27 protein-coding genes and 4 pseudogenes are annotated in these 26,092 nt (G+C 53.2%); 24 read left to right on the top strand and 7 right to left on the bottom strand.

Features of this window, described 5'->3' with window-relative positions; genetic code table 11:
• Positions 1–31: 31 nt before the first annotated feature.
• Together TW80_RS16440 and TW80_RS18435 are read left to right on the top strand one after the other, a co-directional pair.
• On the top strand, positions 32–868 hold the full coding sequence (locus TW80_RS16440; RefSeq protein ID WP_045998551.1) for a hypothetical protein: 837 nt from the start codon (positions 32–34) through the stop codon (positions 866–868).
• Between the two features lie 29 nt (positions 869–897).
• Positions 898–1,020: pseudogene (locus TW80_RS18435) on the top strand (antibiotic biosynthesis monooxygenase); the annotation flags it as partial.
• A gap of 356 nt (positions 1,021–1,376) precedes the next feature.
• Here TW80_RS18435 and TW80_RS16435 read toward each other — a convergent pair.
• Both TW80_RS16435 and TW80_RS16430 read right to left on the bottom strand, forming a co-directional pair.
• Positions 1,377–2,546 (bottom strand): erythromycin esterase family protein, encoded by a 1,170-nt coding sequence (locus tag TW80_RS16435; RefSeq protein ID WP_045998550.1) that lies wholly within the window; start codon positions 2,544–2,546, stop codon positions 1,377–1,379.
• A 233-nt stretch (positions 2,547–2,779) separates the two neighbouring features.
• Positions 2,780–2,983 (bottom strand): hypothetical protein, encoded by a 204-nt coding sequence (locus tag TW80_RS16430; RefSeq protein ID WP_045998549.1) that lies wholly within the window; start codon positions 2,981–2,983, stop codon positions 2,780–2,782.
• Positions 2,984–3,116: 133 nt separating this feature from the next.
• Between TW80_RS16430 and TW80_RS16425 the strand changes: the two genes are divergently transcribed.
• The 8 genes from TW80_RS16425 (at position 3,117) to TW80_RS16390 (ending at position 14,428) form a co-directional block, all read left to right on the top strand.
• Complete coding sequence (locus tag TW80_RS16425) at positions 3,117–4,757, top strand: hypothetical protein (protein WP_045998548.1); 1,641 nt, start codon at positions 3,117–3,119, stop codon at positions 4,755–4,757.
• A 25-nt stretch (positions 4,758–4,782) separates the two neighbouring features.
• Positions 4,783–5,841 carry a phosphatase PAP2 family protein gene (locus TW80_RS16420; RefSeq protein WP_045998547.1) on the top strand — a complete coding sequence of 353 codons (1,059 nt, stop codon included), beginning with the start codon at positions 4,783–4,785 and terminating at the stop codon, positions 5,839–5,841.
• Positions 5,841–7,901 carry a S8 family serine peptidase gene (locus TW80_RS16415; RefSeq protein WP_045998546.1) on the top strand — a complete coding sequence of 687 codons (2,061 nt, stop codon included), beginning with the start codon at positions 5,841–5,843 and terminating at the stop codon, positions 7,899–7,901. The genes TW80_RS16420 and TW80_RS16415 overlap by 1 nt, the downstream gene beginning before the upstream one ends.
• A 142-nt stretch (positions 7,902–8,043) precedes the next feature.
• Entirely contained in the window at positions 8,044–8,295 is a 252-nt protein-coding gene (locus tag TW80_RS16410) for a hypothetical protein (protein ID WP_045998545.1), read from the top strand.
• Positions 8,296–8,421: 126 nt separating this feature from the next.
• The gene (locus tag TW80_RS16405) at positions 8,422–9,675 is read left to right on the top strand and encodes a lanthionine synthetase LanC family protein (RefSeq protein ID WP_052701034.1); all 1,254 of its coding nucleotides are present in this window, start codon (positions 8,422–8,424) and stop codon (positions 9,673–9,675) included.
• 23 nt (positions 9,676–9,698) lie between these two features.
• Complete coding sequence (locus TW80_RS16400) at positions 9,699–10,676, top strand: thiopeptide-type bacteriocin biosynthesis protein (RefSeq protein WP_052701033.1); 978 nt, start codon at positions 9,699–9,701, stop codon at positions 10,674–10,676.
• Complete coding sequence (locus TW80_RS16395; protein ID WP_045998544.1) at positions 10,673–13,138, top strand: hypothetical protein; 2,466 nt, start codon at positions 10,673–10,675, stop codon at positions 13,136–13,138. The genes TW80_RS16400 and TW80_RS16395 overlap by 4 nt, the downstream gene beginning before the upstream one ends.
• A gap of 411 nt (positions 13,139–13,549) precedes the next feature.
• Positions 13,550–14,428 (top strand): helix-turn-helix domain-containing GNAT family N-acetyltransferase, encoded by an 879-nt coding sequence (locus TW80_RS16390; protein ID WP_045998543.1) that lies wholly within the window; start codon positions 13,550–13,552, stop codon positions 14,426–14,428.
• Positions 14,429–14,521: 93 nt separating this feature from the next.
• Here the strand turns inward: TW80_RS16390 and TW80_RS18175 are convergent, their stop codons facing one another.
• Positions 14,522–14,830 carry a hypothetical protein gene (locus tag TW80_RS18175; protein ID WP_157033317.1) on the bottom strand — a complete coding sequence of 103 codons (309 nt, stop codon included), beginning with the start codon at positions 14,828–14,830 and terminating at the stop codon, positions 14,522–14,524.
• A 95-nt stretch (positions 14,831–14,925) separates the two neighbouring features.
• Between TW80_RS18175 and iolB the strand changes: the two are divergent.
• The 14 genes and pseudogenes from iolB to TW80_RS18560 all read left to right on the top strand — a co-directional run.
• Positions 14,926–15,537: pseudogene (gene iolB, locus TW80_RS16380) on the top strand (5-deoxy-glucuronate isomerase); the annotation flags it as partial.
• Positions 15,538–15,885: 348 nt separating this feature from the next.
• Positions 15,886–16,119, top strand: coding sequence for a hypothetical protein (locus tag TW80_RS16370; RefSeq protein WP_045998541.1), 234 nt, complete (start codon positions 15,886–15,888; stop codon positions 16,117–16,119).
• 214 nt (positions 16,120–16,333) lie between these two features.
• Positions 16,334–16,450, top strand: a pseudogene (locus tag TW80_RS18565) (DUF736 family protein); the annotation flags it as partial.
• Between the two features lie 97 nt (positions 16,451–16,547).
• Complete coding sequence (locus TW80_RS18430; RefSeq protein WP_239450576.1) at positions 16,548–16,700, top strand: hypothetical protein; 153 nt, start codon at positions 16,548–16,550, stop codon at positions 16,698–16,700.
• Positions 16,701–16,821: 121 nt separating this feature from the next.
• Entirely contained in the window at positions 16,822–17,145 is a 324-nt protein-coding gene (locus TW80_RS16365) for a hypothetical protein (protein ID WP_045998540.1), read from the top strand.
• Positions 17,142–17,510: a DUF3768 domain-containing protein gene (locus TW80_RS16360; protein WP_045998539.1), complete on the top strand. Its 369-nt coding sequence runs from the start codon at positions 17,142–17,144 to the stop codon at positions 17,508–17,510. The genes TW80_RS16365 and TW80_RS16360 overlap by 4 nt, the downstream gene beginning before the upstream one ends.
• 80 nt (positions 17,511–17,590) lie before the next feature.
• Positions 17,591–17,980 (top strand): hypothetical protein, encoded by a 390-nt coding sequence (locus tag TW80_RS16355; protein WP_045998538.1) that lies wholly within the window; start codon positions 17,591–17,593, stop codon positions 17,978–17,980.
• A gap of 61 nt (positions 17,981–18,041) precedes the next feature.
• A complete protein-coding gene (locus TW80_RS16350; RefSeq protein WP_045998537.1) occupies positions 18,042–18,425 on the top strand; it encodes a hypothetical protein in 384 nt (127 codons plus the stop codon).
• Between the two features lie 49 nt (positions 18,426–18,474).
• Positions 18,475–18,615 carry a hypothetical protein gene (locus TW80_RS18170; protein ID WP_157033316.1) on the top strand — a complete coding sequence of 47 codons (141 nt, stop codon included), beginning with the start codon at positions 18,475–18,477 and terminating at the stop codon, positions 18,613–18,615.
• 130 nt (positions 18,616–18,745) lie between these two features.
• A complete protein-coding gene (locus TW80_RS16345; protein WP_045998536.1) occupies positions 18,746–19,588 on the top strand; it encodes a DUF3560 domain-containing protein in 843 nt (280 codons plus the stop codon).
• Positions 19,510–20,403: an N-6 DNA methylase gene (locus TW80_RS16340; protein ID WP_157033315.1), complete on the top strand. Its 894-nt coding sequence runs from the start codon at positions 19,510–19,512 to the stop codon at positions 20,401–20,403. The genes TW80_RS16345 and TW80_RS16340 overlap by 79 nt, the downstream gene beginning before the upstream one ends.
• A 274-nt stretch (positions 20,404–20,677) precedes the next feature.
• Positions 20,678–20,872, top strand: coding sequence for a hypothetical protein (locus tag TW80_RS16335; RefSeq protein ID WP_157033314.1), 195 nt, complete (start codon positions 20,678–20,680; stop codon positions 20,870–20,872).
• Between the two features lie 202 nt (positions 20,873–21,074).
• Positions 21,075–21,320, top strand: coding sequence for a type II toxin-antitoxin system ParD family antitoxin (locus TW80_RS16330; protein WP_045998534.1), 246 nt, complete (start codon positions 21,075–21,077; stop codon positions 21,318–21,320).
• A gap of 1 nt (position 21,321) precedes the next feature.
• Positions 21,322–21,609: a type II toxin-antitoxin system RelE/ParE family toxin gene (locus tag TW80_RS18560; protein WP_045998533.1), complete on the top strand. Its 288-nt coding sequence runs from the start codon at positions 21,322–21,324 to the stop codon at positions 21,607–21,609.
• Between the two features lie 528 nt (positions 21,610–22,137).
• On the opposite strand, the gene rseP is transcribed toward TW80_RS18560, so the two are convergent.
• From rseP to TW80_RS16300, 4 genes and pseudogenes are all read right to left on the bottom strand, one after another.
• Positions 22,138–23,400, bottom strand: a complete 1,263-nt coding sequence (gene rseP / locus TW80_RS16315) for an RIP metalloprotease RseP (RefSeq protein WP_045998531.1) — start codon at positions 23,398–23,400, stop codon at positions 22,138–22,140.
• Positions 23,397–24,203: a hypothetical protein gene (locus TW80_RS16310; RefSeq protein WP_157033312.1), complete on the bottom strand. Its 807-nt coding sequence runs from the start codon at positions 24,201–24,203 to the stop codon at positions 23,397–23,399. The genes rseP and TW80_RS16310 overlap by 4 nt, the downstream gene beginning before the upstream one ends.
• Positions 24,204–24,269: 66 nt before the next feature.
• A complete protein-coding gene (locus tag TW80_RS16305) occupies positions 24,270–24,755 on the bottom strand; it encodes a hypothetical protein (RefSeq protein ID WP_045998530.1) in 486 nt (161 codons plus the stop codon).
• A gap of 11 nt (positions 24,756–24,766) precedes the next feature.
• A pseudogene (locus tag TW80_RS16300) lies at positions 24,767–26,092 on the bottom strand (hypothetical protein); the annotation flags it as partial.

Here is a 26,092-nt window from a genome sequence, read left to right as displayed (position 1 = left end):
TCCACACCAGAAACAACTTCTGGAGAGACTCATGAAAATTAGAGCATTACTGATTACCGCAACTCTTGCCGCGACCCCAGCTATGGCTGACCCACTTTGGACTGCGGGTCCATTCGACATGCCAGAAAGCGCCATCTTCGATCCAGATAGCAACCGGATCATCGTAAGCGTTATTGGCGGAAATCCCGGCGAGGCAGACGGCAACGGTAGCTTGGCGCTTCTTGCTGCTGATGGCGAGATCCTCGATGAAGTTTGGACCACCGGAATGGATGCCCCAAAGGGCATGGCGATTGTGGAGGATACGCTGCTTGTTGCTGATCTTACTCGGGTTCACGAAGTCGACCTTGCTTCGGGCAAATTGCTGCGCAGCATCTCCGCGCCCGGAGCCATCTTCCTCAATGACATCACCTCTCAAAATGGTGTCGCCTTTGTTAGCGACTTCATGGGCCATAAAATCTGGCGCTATGAAAACGGTGCCTTGACCCTCTGGGTGGACGAACCAGCATTGAACCATCCCAACGGCCTCCTTCTCGACGGCGTTTCACTTCTGGTGGGCTCTTGGGGCGAAGGAGTGCAGCAGGATTTTTCAACCGAAAAGCCCGGCTCGCTTTTATCAATTGATATCTCTACGCAAGAAATCTCTCTGATCGCAAAGGATATTGGCAATCTTGACGGCATCGCGCGTATAGAAGGCCAACTTCTGGTGAACGATTGGATTACTGGAACGCTTTATGAGGTTTTAACCGACGGAAATGTCAGGCCTGTGAGCCAGTACGCTCCCGGTCTCGCTGATATCTCAAGCCACGGCAGCATGCTGTTATTGCCTTCGATGCTTGAGGGGACAATAAGCGCGCGGAACTACCCTTAGGTCTTGTAGACGACACCCCTGAGCATACTCAAGCGAAAGGACGCAGCGGCGTATTCGATGACTACCGATTGCGGATTGCTAGCGTGATCCGCGACTACGGTATGTTCGATCGGGACGAAGCGCCCACAGACAGCCGCAAGGAGTATGCATGATCTCTCTAATAGCAATCGCTTGGCTGGCGCTGGCAAAGCTGCGATCTCGCCAGGACGGAACCTTGTCACGGTGGCCTCTCGGGGTCTTGGTTCAGTTTTGCACGCCAATGACCGGTACTCGGACAAAACGCCATTTCGCTGTAACTCCACTAATGTCTGCACTGGCACCCTTAACCTGCCGGGTGAAGCAGCCAGTACATCCCTTACCGGACGTTCTTTACACCGAAAAACTGGCCGTCCAAATTCCCCGAAGCGGACTTTTGTGGCGTTGCAGTAACCATACTGGGCAATAGTTAACTAGCGTACCCAGAGTGGCTCGACAGGCGCTTTATTCTGGACAAACGAAGTGATTGGTATCACCAGAAACAACCATCAGTCCTAAGGATGCTGGATGGTTCCAGCTTATCAACCCAGATTAACACATCGTAGTAGTCACTAGGCACGGCCGTAAGCGAAAACTGTTCTAAGCCGCCGGAAAGTGAGACTTCCCGCATTGGACATTCATCTGACAAAACGTGGCTTGTGCCGCGAAGCGGGCGAAGATCAATTGCAAAGCAAGGCATATCAACCGTTGATAATCTCTCTTCCAAACTGCCCGGTGGAGGCTGCGCGCTTTCGAACAGTTTAAGCTTGGGAGAAAAGCTGTCCTTATTCGCCGTGCCAGCATTAAAACGACCGCTTCCAAACGCGATGCCCAACGCAAGATAGGACGATCCAATCCGTTCAGCGATTTTCCCGCCCGCCATTGTCGGTTTGCGTGAGATATGGCCGTTGTGAGCAGAAAAAATCGTCGTGGTTTGGGCTGTATTACGATGTAGTTTCAATACATTGTCGCACAGGCAACTGTCTCTGAACTCGTGGGCCGTCGTCACTTGGTTTGCGGATGAATGACCCTCCGAATATGTTTGCAGAACGCGAAATTGTGCCCATTGTGATGTTGCATGCAACAGGTTTTCTATGGGAGGCTGGTAATCGGGATTACATTGTAAAAGCGTTTCGCAAATCCTTTGAATGTGGTGAAGACCCTGTGCATCTGGATCGGCCGGATTAAGTTTTTTCAACTCTCTCAGCAGGTCTTGCACCGGGTAACCCTGAGCAATGAGGCTTTCATATTGCGGATGTGGTGCCGGGCCATCCATATCCACGCCGAAGAACCCCATTTGTCCCGTTTCATCCAAAACGATACGCCTGAATAAATCTAATGCCTCTGTAGACACCCATGGGTATAGCCACTTCAATCCACTTTCTGGCTGGGGCTCATGTTTGGTGATCGATTCGGACAATTGTTCAACGTTTCCTGGCCCTCGTTCCCAACCAATCGTGAGAGGCGAGCTCTGCTCAGCGAACGCCTCAATAACTGCACGTTTTATGTGCAACGATGTTTTGTCCCCGTGACTGGGTTCACCTAAACCGATAATCGATGCATCGCAGATTTCTGAAAATATTGAAGAAATATCATATGAATCGTCCGTTCTTTGAATCGGTATAGCGATGGATTTGATCTCTGAGATGTCGCTTTGCGTCATGCTAAGTCCAGACAAAATTAAACAATGTTCGCCAACTTCAAATCGGTTGCTTGTTAGAAGCGCTACGGCATGAAACCTCTGTAAATCAAACCACTTCTTCACCACATATCGATGGATCTAGTGTCGTCGGAAAAGAGGTCGCGTTTCAACCCTGAGGTCGCAATCTCAGCCACGCGAGATACAGCAATGGCGTTTTTCAGTGCTTGTGCGGCGCGCCGATTGCGGTTTCGTTCTCAGTGCTGGATCAGCTCATTCGGCGCAAGATCGTTGGGGCCGATCCGGTCTATGATCTTGATCATCCAGTTCAGAATTTCGGCTTGGTCGGCGTCATGTTGTGGGGCGTCAATAATGTCCTGAACACGCAGGCGAAGGCTTGGCCATTGGCGGTAAAAATCGACAATGTCGTCAATGGAAAGCGGTACGTCTTTGCTCGTCATTGGGGAAAATCTCCTGCGCGGTGTGGATCCAGACTATCAAAGGACACCTCAGCACTGGTGTGAATTCAGTGTGAAGTGCCTTGGTATCTGCAGGGGCTGCGGGTAGCCTTACGTAGGGTTAAGGGAGGATAACGTGCCCACTACACTGGAGATAAATCTATTCGGTGCCTGTGTGCTGCGTCTTGTGGGCGCGCAATCTGTTGAACTGACGGGTGCGAAACATCGCGCTCTCTTTGCTCTCCTAGTCACGGCTCCGTTGGGACGTAGGTCGCGCAGTTACCTGCAAGAAACACTCTGGGGATCGGCAGACTACGACAGCGGAAACCAGAACCTGCGTCGTGCCCTATCTGATTTGCGCAAACGGATCGGAGAAGAGTTTGACGATTTTTTGCATGTGTCCAATTCCGAAATAGAGATCGACATGGCCCGTATCAGAGTCGTCGGACAGCCTTCGGACGGGCCGTTTCTGGATGACCTGAAAATTCATGAAACTGCATTTGTTGAATGGCGCGATGGGATTCGCGCCAATCCTGACACGGTTGAGGCCCTTTGCCATCTGTCCAAGGTGCGCGGACTAAGCCGCATTCACCCGCGGGTCTGCGCGTTGCCTCTCACTGTGATCCCCGGTGATGCGGACCTAGTAATAGCAGCGGATTGGATTGCCGAGGAAATCAGCCGGATGATGTCTCGGTCTTCGCTTGTGTCTGTGATTTCGCATTTATCAGGGCGGGCGATGTCCCAGCGGTTTATCGATATTGCTAGCGTACGCGACACGCTGGACGCAGATTATCTGATCACAGGGTCTATGCGTCGCAATGGGGAAGATCTGATCGCGGACGTCGATTTCATAGATACCCGCACCGGCACACTGCTTTGGAACCGCAACCTTCATTGTTCATTCCATAATTTTTCGAAGGCCTCAGTGGATTGGTTGGTCAACGTGGTGCAATCGGCGGGGCAGTCGATTGCTGAAACCGCCTTGCGAATGGGGCGCCAGACGCCCTTGCCTCAGCTGTCAGATCACAGGTTGTTGATTGCTGGTGCCACGGCAATGCACCGGCCGCGATTTGGGGATTTTCTAAAGGCACGCGAGTTTTTGGATGAAGCCGTCGCGCGCGCGCCTGAAAACCCACAAGTGCATGCTTGGTTGGGCAAATGGTACGTTTTGAGCATCTTCAAGAATTACACAACGGACCGCGCAGCTGATACTCAACGAGCGTTGGACTGTACGGCCCGGGCCCTGGATTTGGACCCGCTTTCCAGTTTTGGACTAACGATTGATGGTTTTTTAAACGGCAATATCCTGAAGAACATGGATGTCGCTGAAGCGCGCTATGCGGCGGCCCAGGACATAAATCCCAACGAAAGCCTTGCCTGGTTGCTGCGGGGGTCATTGTTGGCGTTTCGTGACGAAGGGCGCTCTGCGATCATGGCGACCGAAAAAGCACGCCGTCTTTCTCCGATTGACCCGTTCGGGTACTATTTTGACAGTCTGGCGAGTTCGGCTCATCTCGCAGCTGGGAATTATCAACAGTCCTTGGATTTGGCCGAACAGTCGATCATGGCCAATGACCGGCACATCTCGACCTTGAGAGTGCGCATCGCGGCGCTGCATGCGCTGAATCGCGGGGCAGAGGCGAAACAGGCAGCGCATGACTTGCTGCGTCGTTTCCCGGAATTCAGGCTTGCGGACTACCGCACAACTCATCCCTCCTCGGAAAGCAAGACAGGTCGATTGGTCGTAGCCGCGCTTTCGGATGCAGGGTTAACTTAAGTATTAGTGATAAGGAATTGAAAGAATGGCACAATCTGGTGGCTTTGGCGGTTTCGGTGGCTTTGGTGGTGGCACGAACTTTACGGGGTTGGGCAGTTTTCTTGGTGCGCAGGATCCTGGGGGGTACGATCCAAACACAACATATGGCTTGCAGAGCACATCCGAGGGGTTGCGCCATCTGACAGAGCCCCAAGGGGTCCCGACGACTGTGGAGTTGCCGTTTTCAGATGCGGGCAATCTTGATGGTCTGGCAACCTGGGTACGAGGCTCGCTGTATGTGAGTGAGTTTCTGGCCGGCATTTCGGCTCAATCGGATGCGACATTGAAGACTGTTACACTGTCCTTCGATGGTAACGAGGGGCTAACCGTGCACCGCCCTTGTATGGACCTGTTGCGATCCCAATGCCGCTTTGTCGGGGATTACATGGCTTTGCGTGCGGAACGCACTGCGGAAATCACGTCGCAGCTTGGCTTTCCGACACCGTACTTTTCGATGATCCTCGGGCTGCACAGCGGTCAGAACGGAAAAACGTTTGAGTTGATTACGGCAACGCAAGTGGCGGCCGCCCATGCCGCGATGATTGTGAAACATCACCTTGCTATCCGTCGTCCGGACCAATTGGATGCGCGGCTTATGCCTATGATCCCAACGCCGGGTCACGGAAGTTTTCCGTCTGCCCATGCAACAGAAGCCTATGCGGTTCTTACAGTTCTTGAGGCTTTGGTCGAAAGCTGGGGCACATTGTCGGATCAAGATCAACGGATCGCTGCTCTGCGCGGCCTAGCCGAACGAATTGCAGTTAACCGTACAGTCGCCGGAGTGCATTACCCAATCGATAGTTGGGCAGGCGCCGCCCTTGGAAAACTGGTCGGCTCTGTAGTCTTGAACCGCGCCGGTGTCGGGATCGACATCCAAAACTGCCACTATGCGCCTGCGGATGTGGACTTTTTTGATGATGATCAGCGCGATCCGGTAACCGCTGCTGCCCATGGGTTAACTGTCGTCGGTGGAACACATACCGTTGCTTCCACGACGGCGTTTTCGTGGTTGTGGAACGGCGCCGTAGGCGAAGGGCAGAACTGATGTTTGCCCCGCGTGCTCCGGATGAGCAGATCGACAGTTACGCTGGTCCCTATGAGCGATGGACCTTTTCCGAAGAGCTTGGATTTCCGTTTGCCTTTCCGGCCATCCGCAACGGCATGGGGGACTACTTTGCAGCCTTGATGGAGGGGAGCGGTCTGCCGGATATTGCGGAGGTGCGTGTGCCGCCGTTGTGGAGTGAGACGCCCCAGGTGACGCCCTTCGCTATGTATGATCCTGAAATAAAGGGCCTCGACATCGGTCAGTCACCGGACCGTCGATTGGGCAAAATCTTGGATGATTTGGGCAAAGATCTTGCCGCACCCCGGTTCCGTCTGAACATGCCGATTGAAAAGGCGACTTGGGCTGAGACCTATGATCCGGCATGCGACATAGCCAACTGGACACCGCCCCGTATCAAACCAAAGGTGATCATCGGTGTGATTGATGACGGGCTGCCGTTTTTGCACCGCGCATTTCTCGATCAAAACGAAAAGAGCCGAATCAACCTTTGCTGGCTTCAGGCTGCCCGCGCCGACAAAAAGGCCGCAGTGCCCTTCGGCCGCGAGATTACCCATAATGAAATCAATGACCTCCGTGCGACCCACGGTAACCAAGAGTTAAAAGCCTACCGCGCTGCGGGGGCGATTGACCGCGACCTGCCAGAACTCGGTACTGTCCTCAATCACCACGCGACCCACGGCGGCCATATCGCGGGTATTGTAGCCGGTAATGACCGCTTTGTCGGGGCTCAACCTTTGCCCGAAGACGCGCAGATCATTGCTGTTCAACTTCCGAATACGGTTGCATGGGATACGTCGGGTTTTGGCAAGGAAATGATGATGCTGAGTGCCGTTGAGTACATTTTTCAGCGCGCGCGCATGATCGCTGAGGCCTTCGAGAGTGAAGAAATCCCCCTGATTGTAAACTTTAGCTACGGCTGGAGCGCGAACCGACATGACGGTGAGGCTAGTTTTGAACGCGCGGTCGAAGCTCTGATTTCCGCGCGTCGTGCTGTGCAGCCCCAGACGGAACTCGTCATGCCGACGGGAAATAACTTTGCCAACAAAATGCACGGACATTTCACCCAAAATCATGAAGTGCAGAGCGAGATCAGGTTTGGTTGGCAGCTCAAACCCGATGACCGCACATCGAGTTATCTGGAGATGTGGCTTCCGCCGCAGTTTGACCCCAACGATTGGAGCGTGACCGTCACGCCCCCTGAGGGGGTCACGAATGTCGCGGCGCAAACCCTAGAAATCAGGCCTGACACAAGCCTTTTGGGCGGTGATCCGCGCCGATTTGTCGAGATTGAACAGGGATCAGCAAACATAGGTCAGCTTTCCGCAGACTTTCACCAGAGAAACCGCTGGCGCGTTATGCTCGCCATGGCCCCAACGGCAGGGAACAGGGCGCAGAACCGTCGCACGCCTGTGGGGCTTTGGACCATCAGCCTCAACACCGGTGCGACACCGATGGCAGACGGACAAGCAATTGAAGCTTGGGTGCAGCGCGATGACGATCCGACCCAATTGGGGACCGGTGGGCAGCAAAGCTATCTGGTCGATTTGACCCATCCCAAACCGGCCCGGGCGTTAGAGGTGGCACCGCTGAGTTGTGTGCGGGGTTATGGATGTCTGAACGGCATTGGTACTGCGCCGTCGGTTCTACGCGTCGCAGGGTATGTGCAAAGCACAGGTGCCACGTCCTATTATAGCGGAGCGAGCAGTATTTCGACCCTCGCCTCAGGCACTCACCTAGTCGGGCCAGAGGTACCATTGGTTTCGGCGGTCTCAGATCAGGGGCAATTCAGACCTGGATTGCCCTCGATCGGAGTGCTGTCGGGGTCTGGTGCGCGGATCATTGGAACAAGTGCAGCGGCTGCGACTGTGGCTCGATTTATGGCTGGTAATATCTTGCAAGGACGCGATCATAAAGCGGGCTTTGAAGCGGCGCCAGACATGACCTCGCACGGGCAGCTCATGCAGGCAAAAACACTCTCTAGATCAGGTGCTTACCGTGTGGGGCCGATCTGCAGGAGCTGCCTTCCTTGCAGCGTTTGAGTTGCCGATTTCGTAGTGTGAATTCCGGATTTCACAGTGAACTCACTCACCATGTGTCAAGTAATCTTTTACCTTTTTAAGGTGCGGAGCCGGTTCATCTTCCGCCGCCGCGCATCATTAACTTAACATTTGGAGAAATCTAATGGCTGATTTTGAAATTGACTTTGAAGCACGCTTGAACGCTCTGGAAGCACGTTTTGTGCGAACCAATCGTATTGGGTTCGGCGGCATCCGAGATGCTCTGGCCGATACAAACGGGTGTACGAATTGCGACACCAATACCTGCACAAACTGCGTTGCCAACGAACTCATGAACGTTCTGTTGCCAGGCGAGGACCGTCCGCTTACCGGCCGGGAAATCGTCAAAATGCTGGCAGTCGCACGCGAGAAGTAATCCGCGTGACAGCGACCTGACTTCGCACGCGTTCGACCGATAAATCGGTCGAACGCACCCCACTTTATTGGTGAATGCAAACGCAATTTGGGCGTTTTGCACAAAGCACTTTTCGAAAGGGATACTATGCCTGTTTCTCAGCCAACGCGCTTGCCGCATGAACCTGAAATCACAAAGCCGATGTCGTCCAGTATTATCGGTCAAACTTGTTCTTCACAAAGATCACAGGTCATTGCCCTCGCCGAAGATGTGCTTGAACTCTATGGTACGACATCTGACAGTTCGAACACCGCAAGACACGACGCAGGCCCTGTCATCGCCGCAGCCTTACTTCTTGATCTGTCACCCAGCTCAAGACCTCTTGTAGAACGCGCGATCGGGCGTTGGCTGAGTGAATGCCCCGATGAGTTTGCAGGCATTGGCCCGTTTGGCGGACTTTCAGGATTTATCGCTGCCTTGCGCTGTGCGCGTCGCGTTTCCGCTAAGTTTGAGCCACTCTACAGAGATGTTTGCGACAAGACCCGTGCGGCACTTGAGGAGTCAGCATGGAAAATGTCAGACGTGGTTTGGCGGGACTACGACTATTTCACGGGACCCTCTGGCGCAATTATTGCCGGCGCAGACACAGACACACCGCGAGAGGTGTTTCAACCTGCTCTTGACCATCTCTTTGCCATGTGTGCCACACCAGAGTTCGAAGCCTTTCGCGGGGGCAACGAAATTGACCCCCGGAGTGCTTTCAACATTGGACGGATAAATGCAGGCTTAGGCCACGGACTTGCGGGTGTCGCCGCCGCAATGGTGCGCGCCATCCGTGTTTTGGACAATACGGATGAGACGCGCCAAACGCTTCGTAAGCTTAGCGACTGGCTGATGGATGAAGTCATTACTGATGATCTCGGGCTCGTGACCTGGCCACCCGTGGGACGTGACGGTGGCCCAAGCCCGTCTGGCTACAACAGACGCCAGGCTTGGTGCTACGGTGCTCCTGGCAATGCATGGGTTCTGTATGATGCTTCGACGATCCTGAACGACGACTCGATGCGCGCGCTTTCGCAGGCATCAATGCAATCCTTTTGTGATCGATTTGACCACAAACTGTATATTGACGACGCTGCCGCAGATGAATCACTTAGCATTTGTCATGGTGCTGCCGGAACACTGGCGTTGGCAGACACATTTGCGCGACACGCCGATATGCCAGCCGCCGACACGTTGCGTAAAGACCTCACAACTTATCTGCTGGAACATAGGGCTGAGGTATTGGATCTCGCGGCCTCCAACATGTCGCTTCTAAGCGGAGCCGGAGGTATTCTGTCTGTCCTACTGACCTCTGCTGGTGCCGATAGAAATTGGCTTTCACATCTCACCTTACGTTGAGCGGAAAAAGGGGAGGTATTCAGATGCCAAAAGTCAATTCAACCAGTCCCGCAGTTTTGGACAATGCGGTTTCCGCAGTTCAATGGGCGCGGCTTCTACGCAAGCAGGGCCTACCTGAAAACCACAATCCAGAAGATGTCCAGTCGCTTGAAGTTTTCATCAAAGGTGGGTTGCAAGCCCTTGATGCCCAAGCAAAGCGTTCAAAATGGGTGCAAATAGATATTGGCTATCCCAGCCCCGATGTCTTGGCCAAACTACTTAAAGAAATATCTAGTTTCAGCAGCTTACTTCTTGCCGACGGGCGGATTGAAAACATGTTCTTCATGCGCAAAAGCCCAGGCTTACGGGTTCGCTTTGAAGCATCTGTTGGGGCAGACACACTGCGCAATGAACTGGACGAAGCGGCCAAAAGATGGACGCTCGATGCGCTCATCACGCATCATACATTCGGCAATTACGAGCCTGAGGCGCAATTGTTCGGTGGCCACGACTCCATGAGATTTGTCCACTCCTTGTTCACCCTAGACAGTTTGGTGTGGCTGGATTGGCATCGTCAGGAACAGCGACAGCTCGACACGTGGAAAGTCTCATTTCGACATCTCAGGGCAGTCTTCGATGGATTGGGAATATCAGGGTGGGAAGATCTTGGAGTTTGGGCATATATCGTCGAAAAAACCGGCCGATCTCTTCCCGGCGAGATGTTTAGCACTCCTGAAGATCAAGCGACCGTCACCCGTCCAATTCTATCGCATTGGGAAAAAACCGGCCACGACGGCAGCAATGATCCTGAGCCCTCGCTGGACGCAGTTACGCAATGCGCAGCACGCTGGAAAGAGGGCTATTTTCAAACCTCAGAAGCTTGGATCGGGGCGCGTCAAGCGGCAGCTTACCTAACGATATTTCATTGGAACCGCGCGGGTTTATCGCCGGCACAACAGGCGCTGATTGCGAATGCACTTGCCTATCGCCGGGTGGGCGGTGCAACGGAGCTAACAGCATGACACAAGATTTGTCTGGAAACGTTGCACTTGTTCGCATGAACGCTTTGCAGTCAACAATCTGGCTTGAAGGCGCAAATCCGGAGTTGTTTGCTCAACTGCGTATATTGACCAAAACATATGAGGCTTGTGTGGAAGAGGCACAAGGCGTTGCAAACTCAATTGGTGAAGTCCTTGTCCCATTGAAATCACTTAGCAAACGGCAACGTTCAGATGTGTTAACACTTCGGCGTGATTTCCATGCCGCCCGATGCCCAGATCAAAGCCTTCTGGATTTCGCCATCAATCTCGCCCTAACGGCCGGAGAGGCAGATTTGTCGACCCGCATAAGGTCTTGCGGCGTTGCTCTTGTTGCGGTTCAGGCTCAGTTTCTTACGTTTGAGGATGACTTAGAAGTCGAACAGAACCGCCTGCTTGATCTGCCCAGCACCCTGGCGAAGGAGACCCCTTTGATCCGGCCGCTTTTGCACACATTGGGCCAAGCACCCTCTCCTGATGCACCACTTAAGAAGAGGCGCCGTTACCTTGAACGGGCTTGGCGGTTGATTACACGCGCAGCTTGCGAAGCCACGCCGCGCGGTTGGATGAGCCATGTGGGATGGGTCAAAATCAATACCCCGGGAGACCGGTCAGATGCTGGCCTCCCACGCGTCGAGGGCAAAGCCCATGTCCAGCATACCGAAAGTGTTTGGCGCGGTATTCTAGACGCCAGATCAGGAATTGCTGACGATTGGCCGAATGCAACAGACATGTTTTCCGCGAATCCCTTGTACTGGGTCGAAGATGGTAAATTTATCTCAGTTATTGTTGACGAGGATGGCGAACCGCGCTGCGCAATCACGGATGACAACGACATTCTGCAATCCGTTCTACAAGTGCTGTCTGACGGACCAAAGACTGCCAAACACATGTTTTCCGCACTCTCTTTGAAAACCGACACAGTCCGGGATGCGCTGCGATGCTTCCTTCGAAATCTGGCGGACAATGGCGTTATCGAACCGTGTTCGAAACCAGGAAGCACGGCGTTTTCTGCACCCATTGATTTTGAGGTGTTTCCTCAGCCTAAGGACAAGAGCAACTGGACAGATGTGTTTCGGAACGTGTCTGGGGCGGTGCCGGGGCACGTGCTCGATAGTTTAACAGGAAACCTGCCGCTTATCCTAAAGACCCTTGCTCTCTTTGACCCGCCATATCGGGCCAACGATCGCACCGGACAACAAAATAATTGGAGCGTAACCGATGTCTTGAAAAGCAGCATAGCTTCAGAGCCTACAATTGAAGCTGCGGCCCCAAGTTCTTCCGGACAAGAGGCTGTGCGCGCAATCGAAACCGCTAGGACCAGCGTGATAGATCAGCTGATATGTGCGACCGGCGCTCAGGATCCTAGTCATCTTGATATCTCCGCAGACACACTACACACCCGAAGCAACAAAGAAGATCCACTGTCATGGCCTGTCGATCTGGTGGTACGTGTGGGTCAAGAAAATGGGCTACCCCTTATTTTTTTGAAAGGCGTTTGGCCCGCTGGAACAATCGATTCTCGGTATTCAGATGGGATGACAGAGTTTTTTGGTGAGAACCCATGGCAAGACCGCTACCGTTCTTTTCTGATCGACCTTGAGGAAAAAACCGACTACACATTTGTTGAAGTCTTAGCGCCACCTCATTCGGATCGAGCGGATAACGCGGTACGCCGCCCCGCTTATACCCGCCATTGGACCGGTCATGCGGATGCAGGCCAGTTTCTCTCATCCTCCTATGGCCAATCCACATATATCGCACCAAAGGACATCACGTTCACCACAAACCCAGTGGGGACCTTTTGCCATGCTAACGGGAAAAAACTTTGGCCCGTCTATCACGCGACGCGAACAACTCCGCCCCCGTGGAACAAAATCGTGAAAGTCCTTTCTGCGGCGATGCCGATATCCGTTCCAATGAGTTACCAAAGTGTAAGACGGCTGATTGCAAAGGGCGAAACACGTAAATCGTGGCCCCGCGTTACATTGGGGGGGAACATCGTCATATGCCCTCAAATCTGGACTGTAACAAAAGCGGACCTTTGGGACTCAACTGCGCCTATGATCGAGAAAATGCAATGCCTCGAAGCGTTAAAGACACGCCTGGGCCTACCGCGTTGGCTTGAGGCCGGTCTGCCTGGCTCTGTGGATCTGTTAACAATTGATCTGGAAAGTGTTCTTGCGATCCAACAACTGGAGAAAATGGCAGCGACAAGCAAGACAATCCAAATTGCGGAAAAGCTGCCAATGCCAGGCCACCAGTTGGTAGAGCTTGATAATTCTCAAGGCACGTTTCCGGTCGAAGCGGAACTCGTAATCCGTTGTTATCCTGAAAACACGGATCGGATCGTTTCGCTTCTAAAGCGGCCTCCAAAAATGCAAGCGAACCAACGTGATGCACAAGAGGTATTGAAGCAACGCGTTGCAAAATCTGATGGTAGGTGAGCCAAAAAACCAAGCCTCCGGTTTTGGCATCACGTCAAGCATCTAGTGTATTCAGAAAAAGTCAGGTTTCCGCCCGTACTTTCGAAATGTGCATGCCGGAACATCAACAAAAGCGCTCACATCGTGGAAGATAGGCTTGTCGTCAAACGTTTTCGGGAGTGGCAATTTCAAATGGGATCGTGCATTGCACCGTAGGCCCCGGGGCAGGCGTGATCCTGGGGATGCGACCAGCCAGTCGGGGTACGCGGATAACTGGCTCGCTTAGTGAATGCGCGCAGCAGAAAACTGGGAAAGAACGGCAAAACCTAAGGGGCTAAACTGATGGATGCTGCGTAGCACATGAATGCAAGATATTGGTGCGATGCAAGAAAAACGCTTGAGTAATCAGGTTACCTGACTAAAGTCAGCTAAATGCAGATTGACAAAATATCCCGTGTTCGAAACTTTAGTCGTTCCGTAGCCGTTGAGGTTGGCGCTCTCGAAGATTCCTTCTTGAACCGAGGGCGGCCGCTGGGGGCGGCGCGCGTTCTAAATGCGATTGGTCTTGGATATCAGAACGTATCTGACCTCCGGGCTTTCCTTAAGCTTGATACAGGTCTTCTCAGCAGATTGCTTCGCAGCCTTGAGGCCGAAGGGTTGATCGAGACAATCCCAAATCCAGAGGACCGACGCAGCCGCATTACCAAGCTCACGCCGGCGGGCGCAGATGAATTTGAAATTTACGAACAGTTATCGGATGAACGGGCAGCCACCATTTTGGAGCGGCATAAGGATGCGCGGCGTTTGCTCGATGCTATGGATATCGTCACCGTCGCGCTATCAAGAGAGAACATAGTCTTCGAAGAGGTAGATTATGCGTCTGACATTGCCACCAAATGTTTAACCGCATTCGCGGCGGAACTGAGTAGGCGGCTCGATCTCGAATTTGAACTGAAGAAATCGGGCGACCCTGAACTGTCACAAATGAAGCATCCCCACGGGACATTTGTTGTCGCAAGACTTGGCGATATGCCTGTGGGCTGTGTTGGTGTCAAAGGAAATGGTGGTGCACTGGCAGAAATCAAACGGATGTGGATCGCGCCTAGTGCGCGAGGTCTGGGATTGGCGCGCCACCTCATGACCACCGCCGAAGACGCAGCGCGTTCTATCGGAATTGAAGCGCTCAGATTGGATACCAACAGTGCTTTGTTTGAAGCCGTCGGCCTTTATCGGAATATGGGTTGGAGAGAGATCGACAGGTACAACGACGATCCATATCCGGACCTGTTCTTTGAGAAACATCTGTCATGACGATTTTGCCGGAAGTGACCAGTAAACTAAGGCATTATGTCCATGTTAGCAACGTTGACGATACAGTTTATGCACTTGTTAATCTGGAACTTTTTAGAAGGTGACATAGGATAAATGCTGTAATCGTAAGAGATTAGCATTTATGGATTGGGCCTGGGCACGGCACCACAATGAACTGAGCTGGTATATTCGACCGATCATTTTAGTCGTGTTTTGTTTGGCAGCTTGGAAACGGCGTTTTGTTTTGACATTATTGATCGCATTGTTTTTCCCAATCAGCGCTGTTGTTTTTCCTGCGCCATTGGTTCCGAAACCTTTCGTGATTGAATTTCTCGCTGCTGAGAGAGAGTTGCTCGCAGCAATGTCGATGAGTGAATTCGCCGTCTTTGTTATGTTGGTCATCGCGTTTCTGGCTGCTCTAGCAACTGCATTTTGGCGGCGAAGTCTCTTGTGGGGGCTGGTCGTGGCTAATATGGGCGGCGCAATTAAGCTTGTATTGGGGTGAGCTCGGCGAGCGCTTGAATGTATTTGAGAAAACACCACCTCATTGCCTGTATGTCCCCAACGACAGCGAGTGGTCGCTGGAGACTACAACAGAGGCAACAATTGCGGTCTGCAAAGCCCCAGGAAAATCGGGTCATGCTGCGCGTAAAATCGGACCCGACGGCATTGAGTTGACGCAGCGCGGAGTGGGCGCAAATACGCGCTATATCAACAATATCGCCATGGAAAACGAGAATTACTGTGACAGTTTGCTGGTCACCGAAGTCTTCACCCCCGCGGGCAACTGGTCTTCGTACCCCAGCCACCGCCACGACGAAGATGACTTCCCGCGGGTGACGTACCTTGAGGAAACTTATTACCATCGCCTGAATCCCGCAGACGGCTTCGGTATCCAGCGGGTCTACACGGATGATTTGCAACTTAACGAAACAATGGCTGTCCATGATGGTGACGTGGTCCGCGTTCCGCGCGGCCACCACCCATGTGGCGCTCCGTACGGGTTTGAGATGTACTACCTCAATGTCATGGCTGGGCCATTGCGCAAATGGCGCTTTGTACCATCAGCGGAAGTCGAATGGATCATGATACGAGACGCGCAGTCATAGAATCTTGATGCGCTATCCCCCAGCGAGCTCCCATTGTGTTTTACATGAATTTTCAAAACAGTTGGTCATTAGGGTAATTGAGGACTAGCTGTTCAATATGTTCGGTTGGATTATCGTCTTTTTTACAGGAACTGCGGTGTACTTCCTCAGAAGATATCCCAGGCCCGTCCTGCATACGCGGTTGGGGTTTTGCAGCGTGTTTATTGCTGCATACCTTGGGGGAATGGAGATGTGGTTGGCCATGATCATGCGTGTCATTTTCGATCTCGCGAGCCTTCTTCCAATATAGAAAAGCCGTGTTAAGGTCATGGCAATTCATTTTGACGAAAAAGCTTTGGGGAGCAGAAAATGCCAAAAGAACTTGTTGTTGTGCCAGGAGCAGTGACCAAAAAAACGGTCATTACCGACGACGGATATGAATTGCCCATCTACGAACAAACGCAAAGCCCCGGACATGTTGCGATGAGCCTGTGGCCAAACGACTGGTTCAATGTTCGCACGCATGCATCCGGTGTTCATGTCTGTGAACAAGTCGAGCAACCCGAAACCGACAGTGATTGGGAAGCTGTCGTTTTTGGCTGATGTTGCATACGGGAACGACGCGCAGCGGGAGCGGATAGGACGGTGATTTAAAGGTGAAAGGCGGCCTCGCCGAGGGCGATCCCATGGGGATCGGAAAAGAGATCCAGCAAAACATGCCGGGTCACAACCTCAACCAAAGGAAGCCAAAATGATCACCGGAACATTGAAACCAATCGCCAAATCACCGAACTTCACGCTCAGCATCGCAACAGTATTGTTCGACATCGCCGGTCTGCGCGTTATCCCGAACGCATTCAAAAAAGCAGACAATCACCCCGATTATCACATCGAAGCGCGCACGCCGCGCGGCAACGCCCTGCGTGTTGGTTCGATGTGGAAAGCGGTCGGGGTAAATTCGGGAAATGATTATTATTCGATCACTGTGACGGACCGAAACGGCAAGTCATGGCGTATGAATGCAGTCCGCAATGAGACAACGCCCGAATGCCTACCTTTCACTGTCGTTCTATGCCCCGACTGGCTCACAACACCGTGCAAATGCCGTGCAAGGCGAAGGCGCCGCGCCCGGGCAGTTCAACATCATCAAATTGGCAGAGCAGGCACTGCAAGACGTTGCATAAGCGTCTCTCAGGCAGGGGTCCCGTATTCCTCCCTGACCGGACCCCGCAACAGAGGGCGTCATGCGCAAGCATGGCGTCCTTTTTCATTGGTGCATCCATCAACATTCGAAAGGAGAGACCAATGGAGCAAACACAAAGCCCACGCAAACGGTTCAGTTTCATCAGCGACCCAAGTCATGGCTGGCTACTGGTGACCCCCGCCGAACTGCGCACAGTCGGCATCGCTGAATCTGATATTACCCCATATTCATACCGAGATCTAAGTGGCGAACTTATTGCCCTCGAGGAAGATTGCGATGCCCATACGTTTTTGCGCAAGTGGGAAGCAATGATTGGGGAACCTGTAGAGATCGAAGATGCGGTCGGGGGTCTGAAATTCATCCGAGATTGGCCCCGCTTCGGGACAAAAGCCTGTGAAGCGGCAGGGCAGGGGGGCGTCCAATGACATCCGTCCAAGAAACTATAAACGCAGAGATCGCTCGACAGAACGATGAATTCCGCCGCTCATATGGCCAAACCCCGCGCGTGCCCGGACAGATCGTGATGACGCAAGGTGTTGCCGCTTTCGATGCGCTCGTGTTGATGAACATTCAATCCGCGATCATCTTGTTCAATGCGTTCTCAAACGACAACGATCCCTACGGATTGCACGACTTTGGTGAAATCACGGTGAAAGTGAGCGGCGTGGACACCAAAGTTTGGTTCAAGATCGATTTGTACGACGTAAACTACGATGCTGGTTCAGAAAAATCTGACGACACCGCGCTGCCACGGCGCGTGATGACGATCTTACTGCCCTCGGAATACTGAGCCGATCATCTCAACAAAAAACACAACGCGCCGCCTGCAACTGCAGAGCGGCGCGTTGCACATTTCACAGGAGAAAAAACATGCGCGAAGAAATCACGGCGACAGTGCAGATGATCTACGATTGCCCTGCAGAAGCATCATTGTCAGCCCAATCCGATATGATCCATGACGATATCGTCAGGCTCTTGGATGCAGATAGCAACAATGACGTCCAGATGAGTGGCATCACAATCCAACATGTGCAGTCAGAGGCGATGACATATGGCAATACAGAGCCGCGCCCAAACCTCGTATGGCAATGTGATCAAATGAAAGATCTCTTGGGGCAGGCCTATCCTGATGCTCAAAGCACAGGGGATGCACTGATGTTCGCCCTATGTGACCTGCGTCATCTGGCCGATCAGCACAATCTTGCATTTGGCCTTTGGGATAAGAGCGCCTACCGCATCTACGTTGCAGAAAATCAGTAGTTACGACCACAAAGAGAAAGGCGGCTTCGGATGATTCAGAAACTGATCAAGGAGAAAGATCATGAAAATCTGGATTGTCATCACCGATGATAGCAATGGAATACAAGCGCGCCCATTTTCGACAGAAGCAGCGGCAGATGCTGCCGCACATGCATGGTGTGCAGCAGAATGGCTCGGGCCAGAACCATGCCCTGTCAATTGGCGCGATGCCTATAAAGCGCTTGGCGATTTCAACGACACAATCTGGATTGTCGAAAATGAGATCGATGCGACGCCAGCTGTTGAGGGGCTGTTACACTCTGCAAAGGCGCAATTAGCGAACCTGTTGCATCAGGTCTATCAGATGCAAGGGGTCTTCAATGATGAGGATGGCAGCATTCAGCGTGCCGTCGAAGAAGCCGAGCAATGGCCTGCGTTGTCCACCACGGCATCAGCCGACGACTAGTCGGCAGGTCGTACCTGACACTCCCCACAACTAACGCCCGGAGAGCACAATGTCAGAAAAAGAGAAAGAACTCAGAGCACTTTGGACTGAACAAGGCGTTCCGCAGCAACGGCAAGACGAACTGATCCGAGAGATTTATAGCAAAGCTAAAGCTGGAGCGCGTGTCGGCCCGTTCACAATTCCAGAATAGTCCGGGACTGCGGTAGTTTCGATTAGATCGAGCAGCTTATCAGCTCAACAATAGCACAAACATTATCTCGCTAATTCATGGCGTTGCGCTCTCGCGTGACGCCTTTTTTGTCACGAAAGGACACTTCCAAATGAACAGCTACGAACAAAAACAAGCCCGCCGTAAACAGCGCCTTCTTGACGCCGCCAAGAAACAGGATGCCAAGGCTCAAGCAGCCTATAACGCCTCCGACATGAGCGAAAACGCCACAGGCATCCCATTCGGACAGCCCATTTTGGTCGGACATCACAGTGAACGGCGACACCGCAAAGCGATTGAACGGGCGCATCGCGCCATGGATCGCTGCGTGAGCCACAGCAAACGCGCTGAAGATCTACGAACAAAAGCAGATGCGGTCGGGCAGGGGGGCATTAGCAGCGATGATCCCGAGGCGATTGAGAAACTCAAGGCGCGTGTCGCTGATCTTGAATTGAGTCAAGAGAACATGAAGGCTGCGAACAAGATCATCCGCACATATCGCCGATTAGACGTCAACCGAGACAGCACCGGCCCTGATACCGATGCCTATCTGTCGGCAATGTCCGACATCGCCAGCCATTTCGATGAGGCGGTTGCGCGTCGGTTGATTGATCCCGATCAGCGCATTCAGCCCGGCTTCCCCAGCTATTCGCTGCAAAACAACAACGCAAAGATCAAGCGCCTCAAAGACCGGATTGCTGAACTCGAAAAAGCAGCCGAGCAAGAGACAAAACGCCATGTCTTTGCCGGGATTTGCGATGTTGTCGAAAACGTTGAGATCAACCGGCTGCAATCCATCTTTGAGGGAAAGCCGGATGCATCCACCCGCCAGATCCTCAAAGACCATGCTTTCCGCTGGGCACCTTCGCAGAACGCATGGCAGCGACAGCTGACAAACGCGGCCCGGCACAGCGCAAATATGGTCATCCGCGCCCTGCGAGAGTCAAACGCATGAGCGAGGGGCATATTAAGGCTTTCACCAAGGCGATCGATAGTATCGACCGGTCGAAATCGCGACGGGAGATCTTTGGTGACTTTTGCGAGCTTGCCTATTGCGCACTCGCGAAAGCCGCCAGCCCTTCGGAGCAGCAAAGAGAGGCCCTCGAGCGGCAATATATGGAGGTGGTGGCGCGATATCGGAACAAAGATGATATACGTCGTATGCCTGAGCTATTGGGCATCACCATTGAAGCACTGAACCATGGGGGCATCGACTTCCTTGGGTCGGTGGCCGGCGAGCTGGAGGTCTTGGATGCCAAACTTGGGCAGTTCTTTACACCCTATGACATCTCGCGCTGCATGGCCGAATTGACCTTATCTGATGTTGCCAAAACGATTGATGAGCAAGGTTTTGTTACCGTTCAGGAGCCCGCAGCGGGTGCGGGCAGTATGGTCATCGCTGTTGCCGACGTTGTCGAAAACCTCGGATATAGCCCAGACACCCATCTTTGGGTCGAAGCGATCGAGCTGTCGCGGGCGACGTTTCACATGGCCTATATTCAGATCAACGCGCGCGGTGTGGCGGGCAAGGTCATCAACGGCAACGCGCTCACATTGGAAAACTTCACAACCAGTTTGACTGCCGGGGCATCAGTGTTCTACGCGGCAAATGGTGATCCTTTTGCAAAACAACGCGCTGCTGCAAGGGAACAGGCCGAAGCTGAGGAAATGCGCAATGCTGAGAGACAGGCAGAACGCGCAAAACGGCTTCAGACGCTTGGCAAAAACAACGATTATGTCCCCGCAACGCAACTTGGCTTGTTCGATTGACCATTTCCGTCTGATCATGTTGCGGGTGATGGTCATGATTGCTCTGGTGCCCATTTGAAACCTGCTCAAACGATGCGGTTGAAGTGCGGTCAGCGACCATCGACAGGGCGTGACGTAGACTGCCAATCGAACATATCGTGTCCCTTCCGTTTTCTTAGAGATGCAATCTATGGCCCCTGGGCCAGATGGCGGCACGCGGGTGCCTTCAAGCACAACTTTCCCCGACCCGGTCGGGGCCCTTTCAGATATGCATCGAAAACGAAAGGAACACGATATGTCCAAGAAATTCTACAACGTCACAACACCAGTCGAAGGCAACGACGGCGTCACGCGTTTCAACCGCAGCGGGGTCGCTTTCCCCACAAAAGAGGACTCCAGAGCAATCATGACCATCGAGCTCTTCGCAACCCCAACCAACGGCAAAATGGTCATCTTTCCACCAAAGGAGCGCGACGGCGACGAAGAATAATCGTCGCCCGAGCGGGGAAGGCTTTAGGCCTTCCCTCTCTACCATCATCAACAGCCGCATCGCCTCACAATGTGCCTGAACAGGCACCGGGAGCCCTATAGGCTCCCGAAGACCGCGGTGCGGTCTGTGGGCACTCAGATAGCGGCTAAATATTGAAAAGTACCAATTTGTGGTATATCTTTGACGTAAGGAGACCAAACCAATGCCGAAAAACACATCCATGTCACTTGGCGATCACTTCGCAACATTCATCAATGACCAAGTCCAAACCGGTCGTTACGGATCTGCCAGCGATGTCGTGCGCGCCGGACTGCGGTTGCTCGAAGAACATGAGGCCAAAGTGAAGGCGCTGCAAGACGCGCTGATTGAAGGTGAGAAGTCTGGTGAGCCGCGCGAATTCGATCGACAGGCTTTCAAAGCAGCGCTGCTTAATCAACACGCCAACTGAGATGCCTAAGTATAGGCTCGCGCCACGCGCAGAAAAAGATCTCGTCGACATATGGAATTACACGGTCAGTCGATGGTCGCAAAACCAAGCAAGCAGCTATTACGATGACATTATCGATGCAATTGAACGGCTGGCTGAAGGTATAAGCCAGGGCCGTCGTGTCACGGTGCGGGACGGATACGAAAAATACGCCGTTGGGCAGCACTTCGTGTTCTTTCAAAGAGCCGACACTGGGATCACAGTCGTTAGAATCCTTCACCAAAGAATGGATGTTGAGCGTCATTTCTAAAATATAGGGCAGCACCGTTTGGGGCGATCAGCTGAAGCTGAGCGGGCTCTAGTTTCGCTGCGCTCAACCCGAGCCACCAAAGGTGTCTCGGCCCACAAGGGGTAACGATCCCTTCGCCTGGCGTCCAAATGGACCCTTTGAAAACAAAAACAGGCGTCGCAAAGCCTTACGGCCAGACTTTCTCGGCTTCGCGTGTCGAAAGTCTGAAGCGCGCTACGCGCACTCACACAGTCGTGTGGATGTTGCATTCGGTGGCCCGGCAGTCGATTGCGGCGCGAGCAGTCTGATCTGCCGCTTGGCCGAAGAAGAAGGTTGAGAGGTGTCAGGGGAGTGGGAGGCCGACCAAACGCATGAGGAACAACAGGAGCGCTCCAGCGGGAACCGATGCGACGGTGATGATGACCCAAAGCATGCAGCGTTCAGAATCGACTTTGATCATGTGAAACAGCACTCCGGTGAAACACCATGCGCGCCAGACATCGATGGCATCCAACAATAGGTTGGCGACATTCTGGGGTGTCACGACAGCTAACACGTCAGATCGTTCACTGTCGCGGTGAGCATCAAGAAGACGATCACTGTCACACCACCGATGAACAGGACAGCTTGCATCTTCTTGCCAAGAGCTCGACCAGTCGCACCCTCGTAGCCAAGAAGCATCAGATGACCACCATCGAGGATCGGAACTGGCAGGAGATTGAGAACGCCAAGCCCGAGTGAGATGACCGCCAAAAACAAGAGGAATGTTTCAGGGCCGAGCTGAATGGCTTGACCCGCTACTGTTGCGATTTGGATAGGTCCATCTAAATCGCAACTATCGTTTTGGCCGGTCAGTGACCCGGCCAGACCGGTGACCAGATTGGACAGCAATCCCCAAGATCGGGAGACGCCAGATTGGAAGGCATCAACAAGGCTGGGACGTTCCGACGTGAGCGTGAATAGTTGAAGACCACCGACGCCAATCAACCATCGACCGTCGGATCGGCGCGGTGCGATCTCTGCCGTCATTGTCGAACCGTTTCGATCAAATACGAAGGTCATCGGAACCCCCTCAGACGCGGAGACGATCCGCTGAAGATCTGACCAAGCGTGGACCATTTCGGCATCGATGCTTGTGATTAAATCTCCGGTCTGCAGGCCAGCATCTGCCGCAGGTGATTGTGGCCCAACTGTCCCAATCAAAGGTAGGTCAGGTCGGGGTGCAATTTCTTCGCTCAGAACGCCGTCGCGTTCGATCTGGTAGGTGAGTTCGGAAGTGGACGGCAAGCGACTGAGAAGTGATCCTAGCGTGTCCTGCGATGTGATTACTTCACCACCCACAGAGACGACTTTGTCGCCAACGCGAAGACCCGTCTCATCAGATGAAGCGATGACACTTGAGACTGTCCACGGGTAGGCGGTGACGCCGGAAATCAGAGGAAGAATGGAGAGGGCCGCGACAGTGAAAATGACGTTTGCAAAAGGTCCGGCGATAGCGACAAATGCCTGCGCCGGTTTTGACGCAGCTTTGAGCGAACCGGCGACGACAGGGCCATCGGCCATCGATGAAAGGGACGCCGCATTCTCATCACCAACGAAGCGGACAAAGCCACCCGCCGGGATGCGTGAGACTTGCCAGATGATCCCATGGCGATCTTTGCGCGACCAGATCGGCTTGCCAAATCCGACACTGAAAATCTCTGGTTTCACCCCGACCAAACGGGCGGCGAAAAAGTGGCCCAGCTCATGGATCACGACGACGATCAGAAAGGTCAGAATTACCCCGAAAATGATGGCAAAAAAATCGATCAATTTGACGCCCTCCGGACGGGGAAAATTGCTGCCATTGCCGAGGTGTATTCCGCCCGTGTAATCGTGGCGCGATTACCGGCATATCCGTGATAATGAGACCGGCCATTTGCCAGTGGTAAACCAGCCCAAACCGCGGCCAGCTGATCCATGAATTTATCGCGGGTGATCCGACCACTGATGAAATCGGAATAGCCGGCCTCTTCGACCAGAAAGCGTCCCATCAGATCTTGTGTCCGGCGATCATAGAGAGTGCTACCGGAGAGACCCAAAGCGCGCACAACGCGGTTGAAGGTGTCGGGGATGATCTGGTTGCGACCGATAGCGTGAGGCTGACCCGGTGTGGTGCGTACCCATGTTTGGATTTCGGCGATTGTCATTTGGCTGGGCCGTTTGGGCGGGCGGATCGTTGCGCCATGATGAACGCAATCATATCCGTGCACCGGACTTTCTGCTTGGCTGATCAGTGTCAGCAGTGCGGCAATCCCAAACCGTTGCGCGATTTTGGAAGCATGCCCGACCCAGTTGCGAATGAGTCTGAGGAGCAGTTGGGGTTTCGGTCTCGATGACCGATCAGAATGACACACCTGACGCAGCTGAAGCTGCAGGGGCGTTTCGCTCAATAAAATAAGGGGTTTCATGGTCAAAAACGGTGATTTCCACTGTACGACCATACTTTTGTTGTTTGTTTTCAGTAACCTACTGGTTTGGCTGCCACGCTGTGCCACGGCTGTGGCACGCCGTGGCACGTCATGTGGCACGATATGGCACGGAATTAAAGGCTTCTTGAAGAGCTGACGGGTCATCTTATCGCTCCATTCCTGCGCGTTCAGGTTGGGATTTTGTCAGTGTCGAATCTTGTTCGGCGATGGTCAGTCGTTCTTCCTCTGCGCGGCCAATGGCGTTTTGGACCTGCGTATGTCGTGACTTGTTCTGATCACGGACGAGCGATGAAAGGGCTGTGTGCCAAGATCCTTCTCGATGTCTTGTAAGCGGGCGTGGAGGCGGTCGCGTTCGTCGCCATCGCTAAGGTGGCTGCCGACCATTGTGCTGATATGGATGAGCAGTTTTTCAAACTCGCGGGTGCGGTGATCGATCATATCTGTGAGGTTTGAAACGGATGTCGATGTAGATCCAAGAGCGGCGGAAAACGCACTGTTGATCTCAACAAGGCGGGCCACTGTATCGGCGTTTGAGACCGCCTGGGCTTCGAGGTGCGCGACGCGGTCAGTCGTTTGCAGAAGGCGTGCAATTTCGAGATCAAGGGCGGCAGGGGTTTGTTCTGGAAGTCGTTCGAGTAGGTCGGTGGCAACCGGTCCAAGCTTGATACGGTAGCCGGATTTTGTGTCGCTGGGCATTTGTCGGTCTCCTATCGAGAGCGTTCGTCACGCTGTTTTTGGTCTTGGTTTATGCTGGCGATCAGGCGGTCAGCGAAGCTCATTTGAGCGTCTTTCGACTTGTCTTCTTGGTCCTGATCTTTGGGGTCTTTTTCGGAGCGATTTTGGTCCTTGTCAGACCGCTTGTTGAGGCGGTCCGAAACGTCTCGAATGACGCGATCTACTTCGCTCATCTCACGGTCATTTTTGGTGCCATTTTGGTCGTTGGTTTCAGGTGGAAAATCGTGGGATTTTTGGTCACCGTTCGATGCCGCTTTCAAGCGTTCGGAGATCTCCGAAATCAGCTTGTCGGGATGATCTGATGGATGGCTGACAGGCTTCCCATTGTCAGCGTTTAACTGGTCTTTCGCAGCTTGACCTTTCAAACGGTTTGCGACGTCCGCGATGACCTGATCGGGATGTAATTGATGACCGTTGATTGGATTGTCAGAGGATTGATCGGGTGCCGACCGGTCAACTGGCATCCGTTGTTCAGGGGGCGCCTGTTCGTCAATTCGCTTAGCATCTTGTTGAGCGGCGAGTGCTTCCAAAGCATTCATCCGTTCTCCGGTTTGATCAGCAATTTTCGCGGCAAGTTTGTCGACGTGATCGGTCACCAAATGGATTGTATCGCGCATCCGAGACAGTGAAACGTAGAAGCTTTTTTGGGTCGTGAGTTGTTCCGCTGAAGACATCGCCAACAGAACACGATCAACTGTGGTTCCTTGGAAGTCATGGGCCGTGGATGCGTAGGCCAACTGCATGCCTCGAGCAGCCAAGCTGTTGGTGGGAATGGGCAGCTCACTGCCGTCCTTGGTAATGACCGTGAAGGTATCGTTTTGAACAGATTTGATGTGCCCCTCGGCCGAGTTGAAAATACCATTTTCACGGTCAGTGATCTTGAACTTGACCGCATCGCCAACGTAGAAGTCTTGTTTGTCCTCGGAGAATACTGCGAGCTTGCGGGCCTCCGAGCTGCCGTACGCGAGATTGAGAGAAACGGCTTCCCGATCGGGCGATGCAAGGCTCAGTTTTTTGTCGTCAACAGACACACCTGTCACTGTATAAAGGACGTTTGCTGCCATCGGGGTATGAGCTGACGCCACAGGTGAAACGACAATGTCTCCGACCTTATAACTCCCCACTTCGCTAGCTTCCGCTTGACTGAAATTGCGCGGTAACAGAGTTGCGATTTGTACCGCTTCGCCACCTATGAGGTTGGCACTGCGAAGCCGTCCTTGGATCTCTTCGTTCACATCTTTGCGTAGGGCGTTTGTGAGGACGATCACACCGGTGCCAGCACATTGCCCACCGTTTGC

The sequence above is a fragment of the Loktanella sp. S4079 genome, assembly GCF_000967725.1.
Classification (GTDB): Bacteria; Pseudomonadota; Alphaproteobacteria; order Rhodobacterales; family Rhodobacteraceae; genus Yoonia.
This window is presented reverse-complemented; position numbering and strand designations above follow the sequence as displayed.

What these genes read in the sequence shown, in the direction of transcription:
- TW80_RS16440 (WP_045998551.1), top strand. Translation starts at nt 32, where the DNA reads ATGAAAATTAGAGCATTACTGATTACCGCAACTCTTGCCGCGACCCCA.
- TW80_RS16435 (WP_045998550.1), bottom strand. Translation starts at nt 2,546, where the DNA reads ATGACGCAAAGCGACATCTCAGAGATCAAATCCATCGCTATACCGATT.
- TW80_RS16430 (WP_045998549.1), bottom strand. Translation starts at nt 2,983, where the DNA reads ATGACGAGCAAAGACGTACCGCTTTCCATTGACGACATTGTCGATTTT.
- TW80_RS16420 (WP_045998547.1), top strand. Translation starts at nt 4,783, where the DNA reads ATGGCACAATCTGGTGGCTTTGGCGGTTTCGGTGGCTTTGGTGGTGGC.
- TW80_RS16415 (WP_045998546.1), top strand. Translation starts at nt 5,841, where the DNA reads ATGTTTGCCCCGCGTGCTCCGGATGAGCAGATCGACAGTTACGCTGGT.
- TW80_RS16410 (WP_045998545.1), top strand. Translation starts at nt 8,044, where the DNA reads ATGGCTGATTTTGAAATTGACTTTGAAGCACGCTTGAACGCTCTGGAA.
- TW80_RS16405 (WP_052701034.1), top strand. Translation starts at nt 8,422, where the DNA reads ATGCCTGTTTCTCAGCCAACGCGCTTGCCGCATGAACCTGAAATCACA.
- TW80_RS16400 (WP_052701033.1), top strand. Translation starts at nt 9,699, where the DNA reads ATGCCAAAAGTCAATTCAACCAGTCCCGCAGTTTTGGACAATGCGGTT.
- TW80_RS16395 (WP_045998544.1), top strand. Translation starts at nt 10,673, where the DNA reads ATGACACAAGATTTGTCTGGAAACGTTGCACTTGTTCGCATGAACGCT.
- TW80_RS16390 (WP_045998543.1), top strand. Translation starts at nt 13,550, where the DNA reads ATGCAGATTGACAAAATATCCCGTGTTCGAAACTTTAGTCGTTCCGTA.
- TW80_RS18175 (WP_157033317.1), bottom strand. Translation starts at nt 14,830, where the DNA reads ATGACCAACATAACAAAGACGGCGAATTCACTCATCGACATTGCTGCG.
- TW80_RS16370 (WP_045998541.1), top strand. Translation starts at nt 15,886, where the DNA reads ATGCCAAAAGAACTTGTTGTTGTGCCAGGAGCAGTGACCAAAAAAACG.
- TW80_RS18430 (WP_239450576.1), top strand. Translation starts at nt 16,548, where the DNA reads ATGAGACAACGCCCGAATGCCTACCTTTCACTGTCGTTCTATGCCCCG.
- TW80_RS16365 (WP_045998540.1), top strand. Translation starts at nt 16,822, where the DNA reads ATGGAGCAAACACAAAGCCCACGCAAACGGTTCAGTTTCATCAGCGAC.
- TW80_RS16360 (WP_045998539.1), top strand. Translation starts at nt 17,142, where the DNA reads ATGACATCCGTCCAAGAAACTATAAACGCAGAGATCGCTCGACAGAAC.
- TW80_RS16355 (WP_045998538.1), top strand. Translation starts at nt 17,591, where the DNA reads ATGCGCGAAGAAATCACGGCGACAGTGCAGATGATCTACGATTGCCCT.
- TW80_RS16350 (WP_045998537.1), top strand. Translation starts at nt 18,042, where the DNA reads ATGAAAATCTGGATTGTCATCACCGATGATAGCAATGGAATACAAGCG.
- TW80_RS18170 (WP_157033316.1), top strand. Translation starts at nt 18,475, where the DNA reads ATGTCAGAAAAAGAGAAAGAACTCAGAGCACTTTGGACTGAACAAGGC.
- TW80_RS16345 (WP_045998536.1), top strand. Translation starts at nt 18,746, where the DNA reads ATGAACAGCTACGAACAAAAACAAGCCCGCCGTAAACAGCGCCTTCTT.
- TW80_RS16340 (WP_157033315.1), top strand. Translation starts at nt 19,510, where the DNA reads ATGGCAGCGACAGCTGACAAACGCGGCCCGGCACAGCGCAAATATGGT.
- TW80_RS16335 (WP_157033314.1), top strand. Translation starts at nt 20,678, where the DNA reads ATGTCCAAGAAATTCTACAACGTCACAACACCAGTCGAAGGCAACGAC.
- TW80_RS16330 (WP_045998534.1), top strand. Translation starts at nt 21,075, where the DNA reads ATGCCGAAAAACACATCCATGTCACTTGGCGATCACTTCGCAACATTC.
- TW80_RS18560 (WP_045998533.1), top strand. Translation starts at nt 21,322, where the DNA reads ATGCCTAAGTATAGGCTCGCGCCACGCGCAGAAAAAGATCTCGTCGAC.
- TW80_RS16310 (WP_157033312.1), bottom strand. Translation starts at nt 24,203, where the DNA reads ATGACCCGTCAGCTCTTCAAGAAGCCTTTAATTCCGTGCCATATCGTG.
- TW80_RS16305 (WP_045998530.1), bottom strand. Translation starts at nt 24,755, where the DNA reads ATGCCCAGCGACACAAAATCCGGCTACCGTATCAAGCTTGGACCGGTT.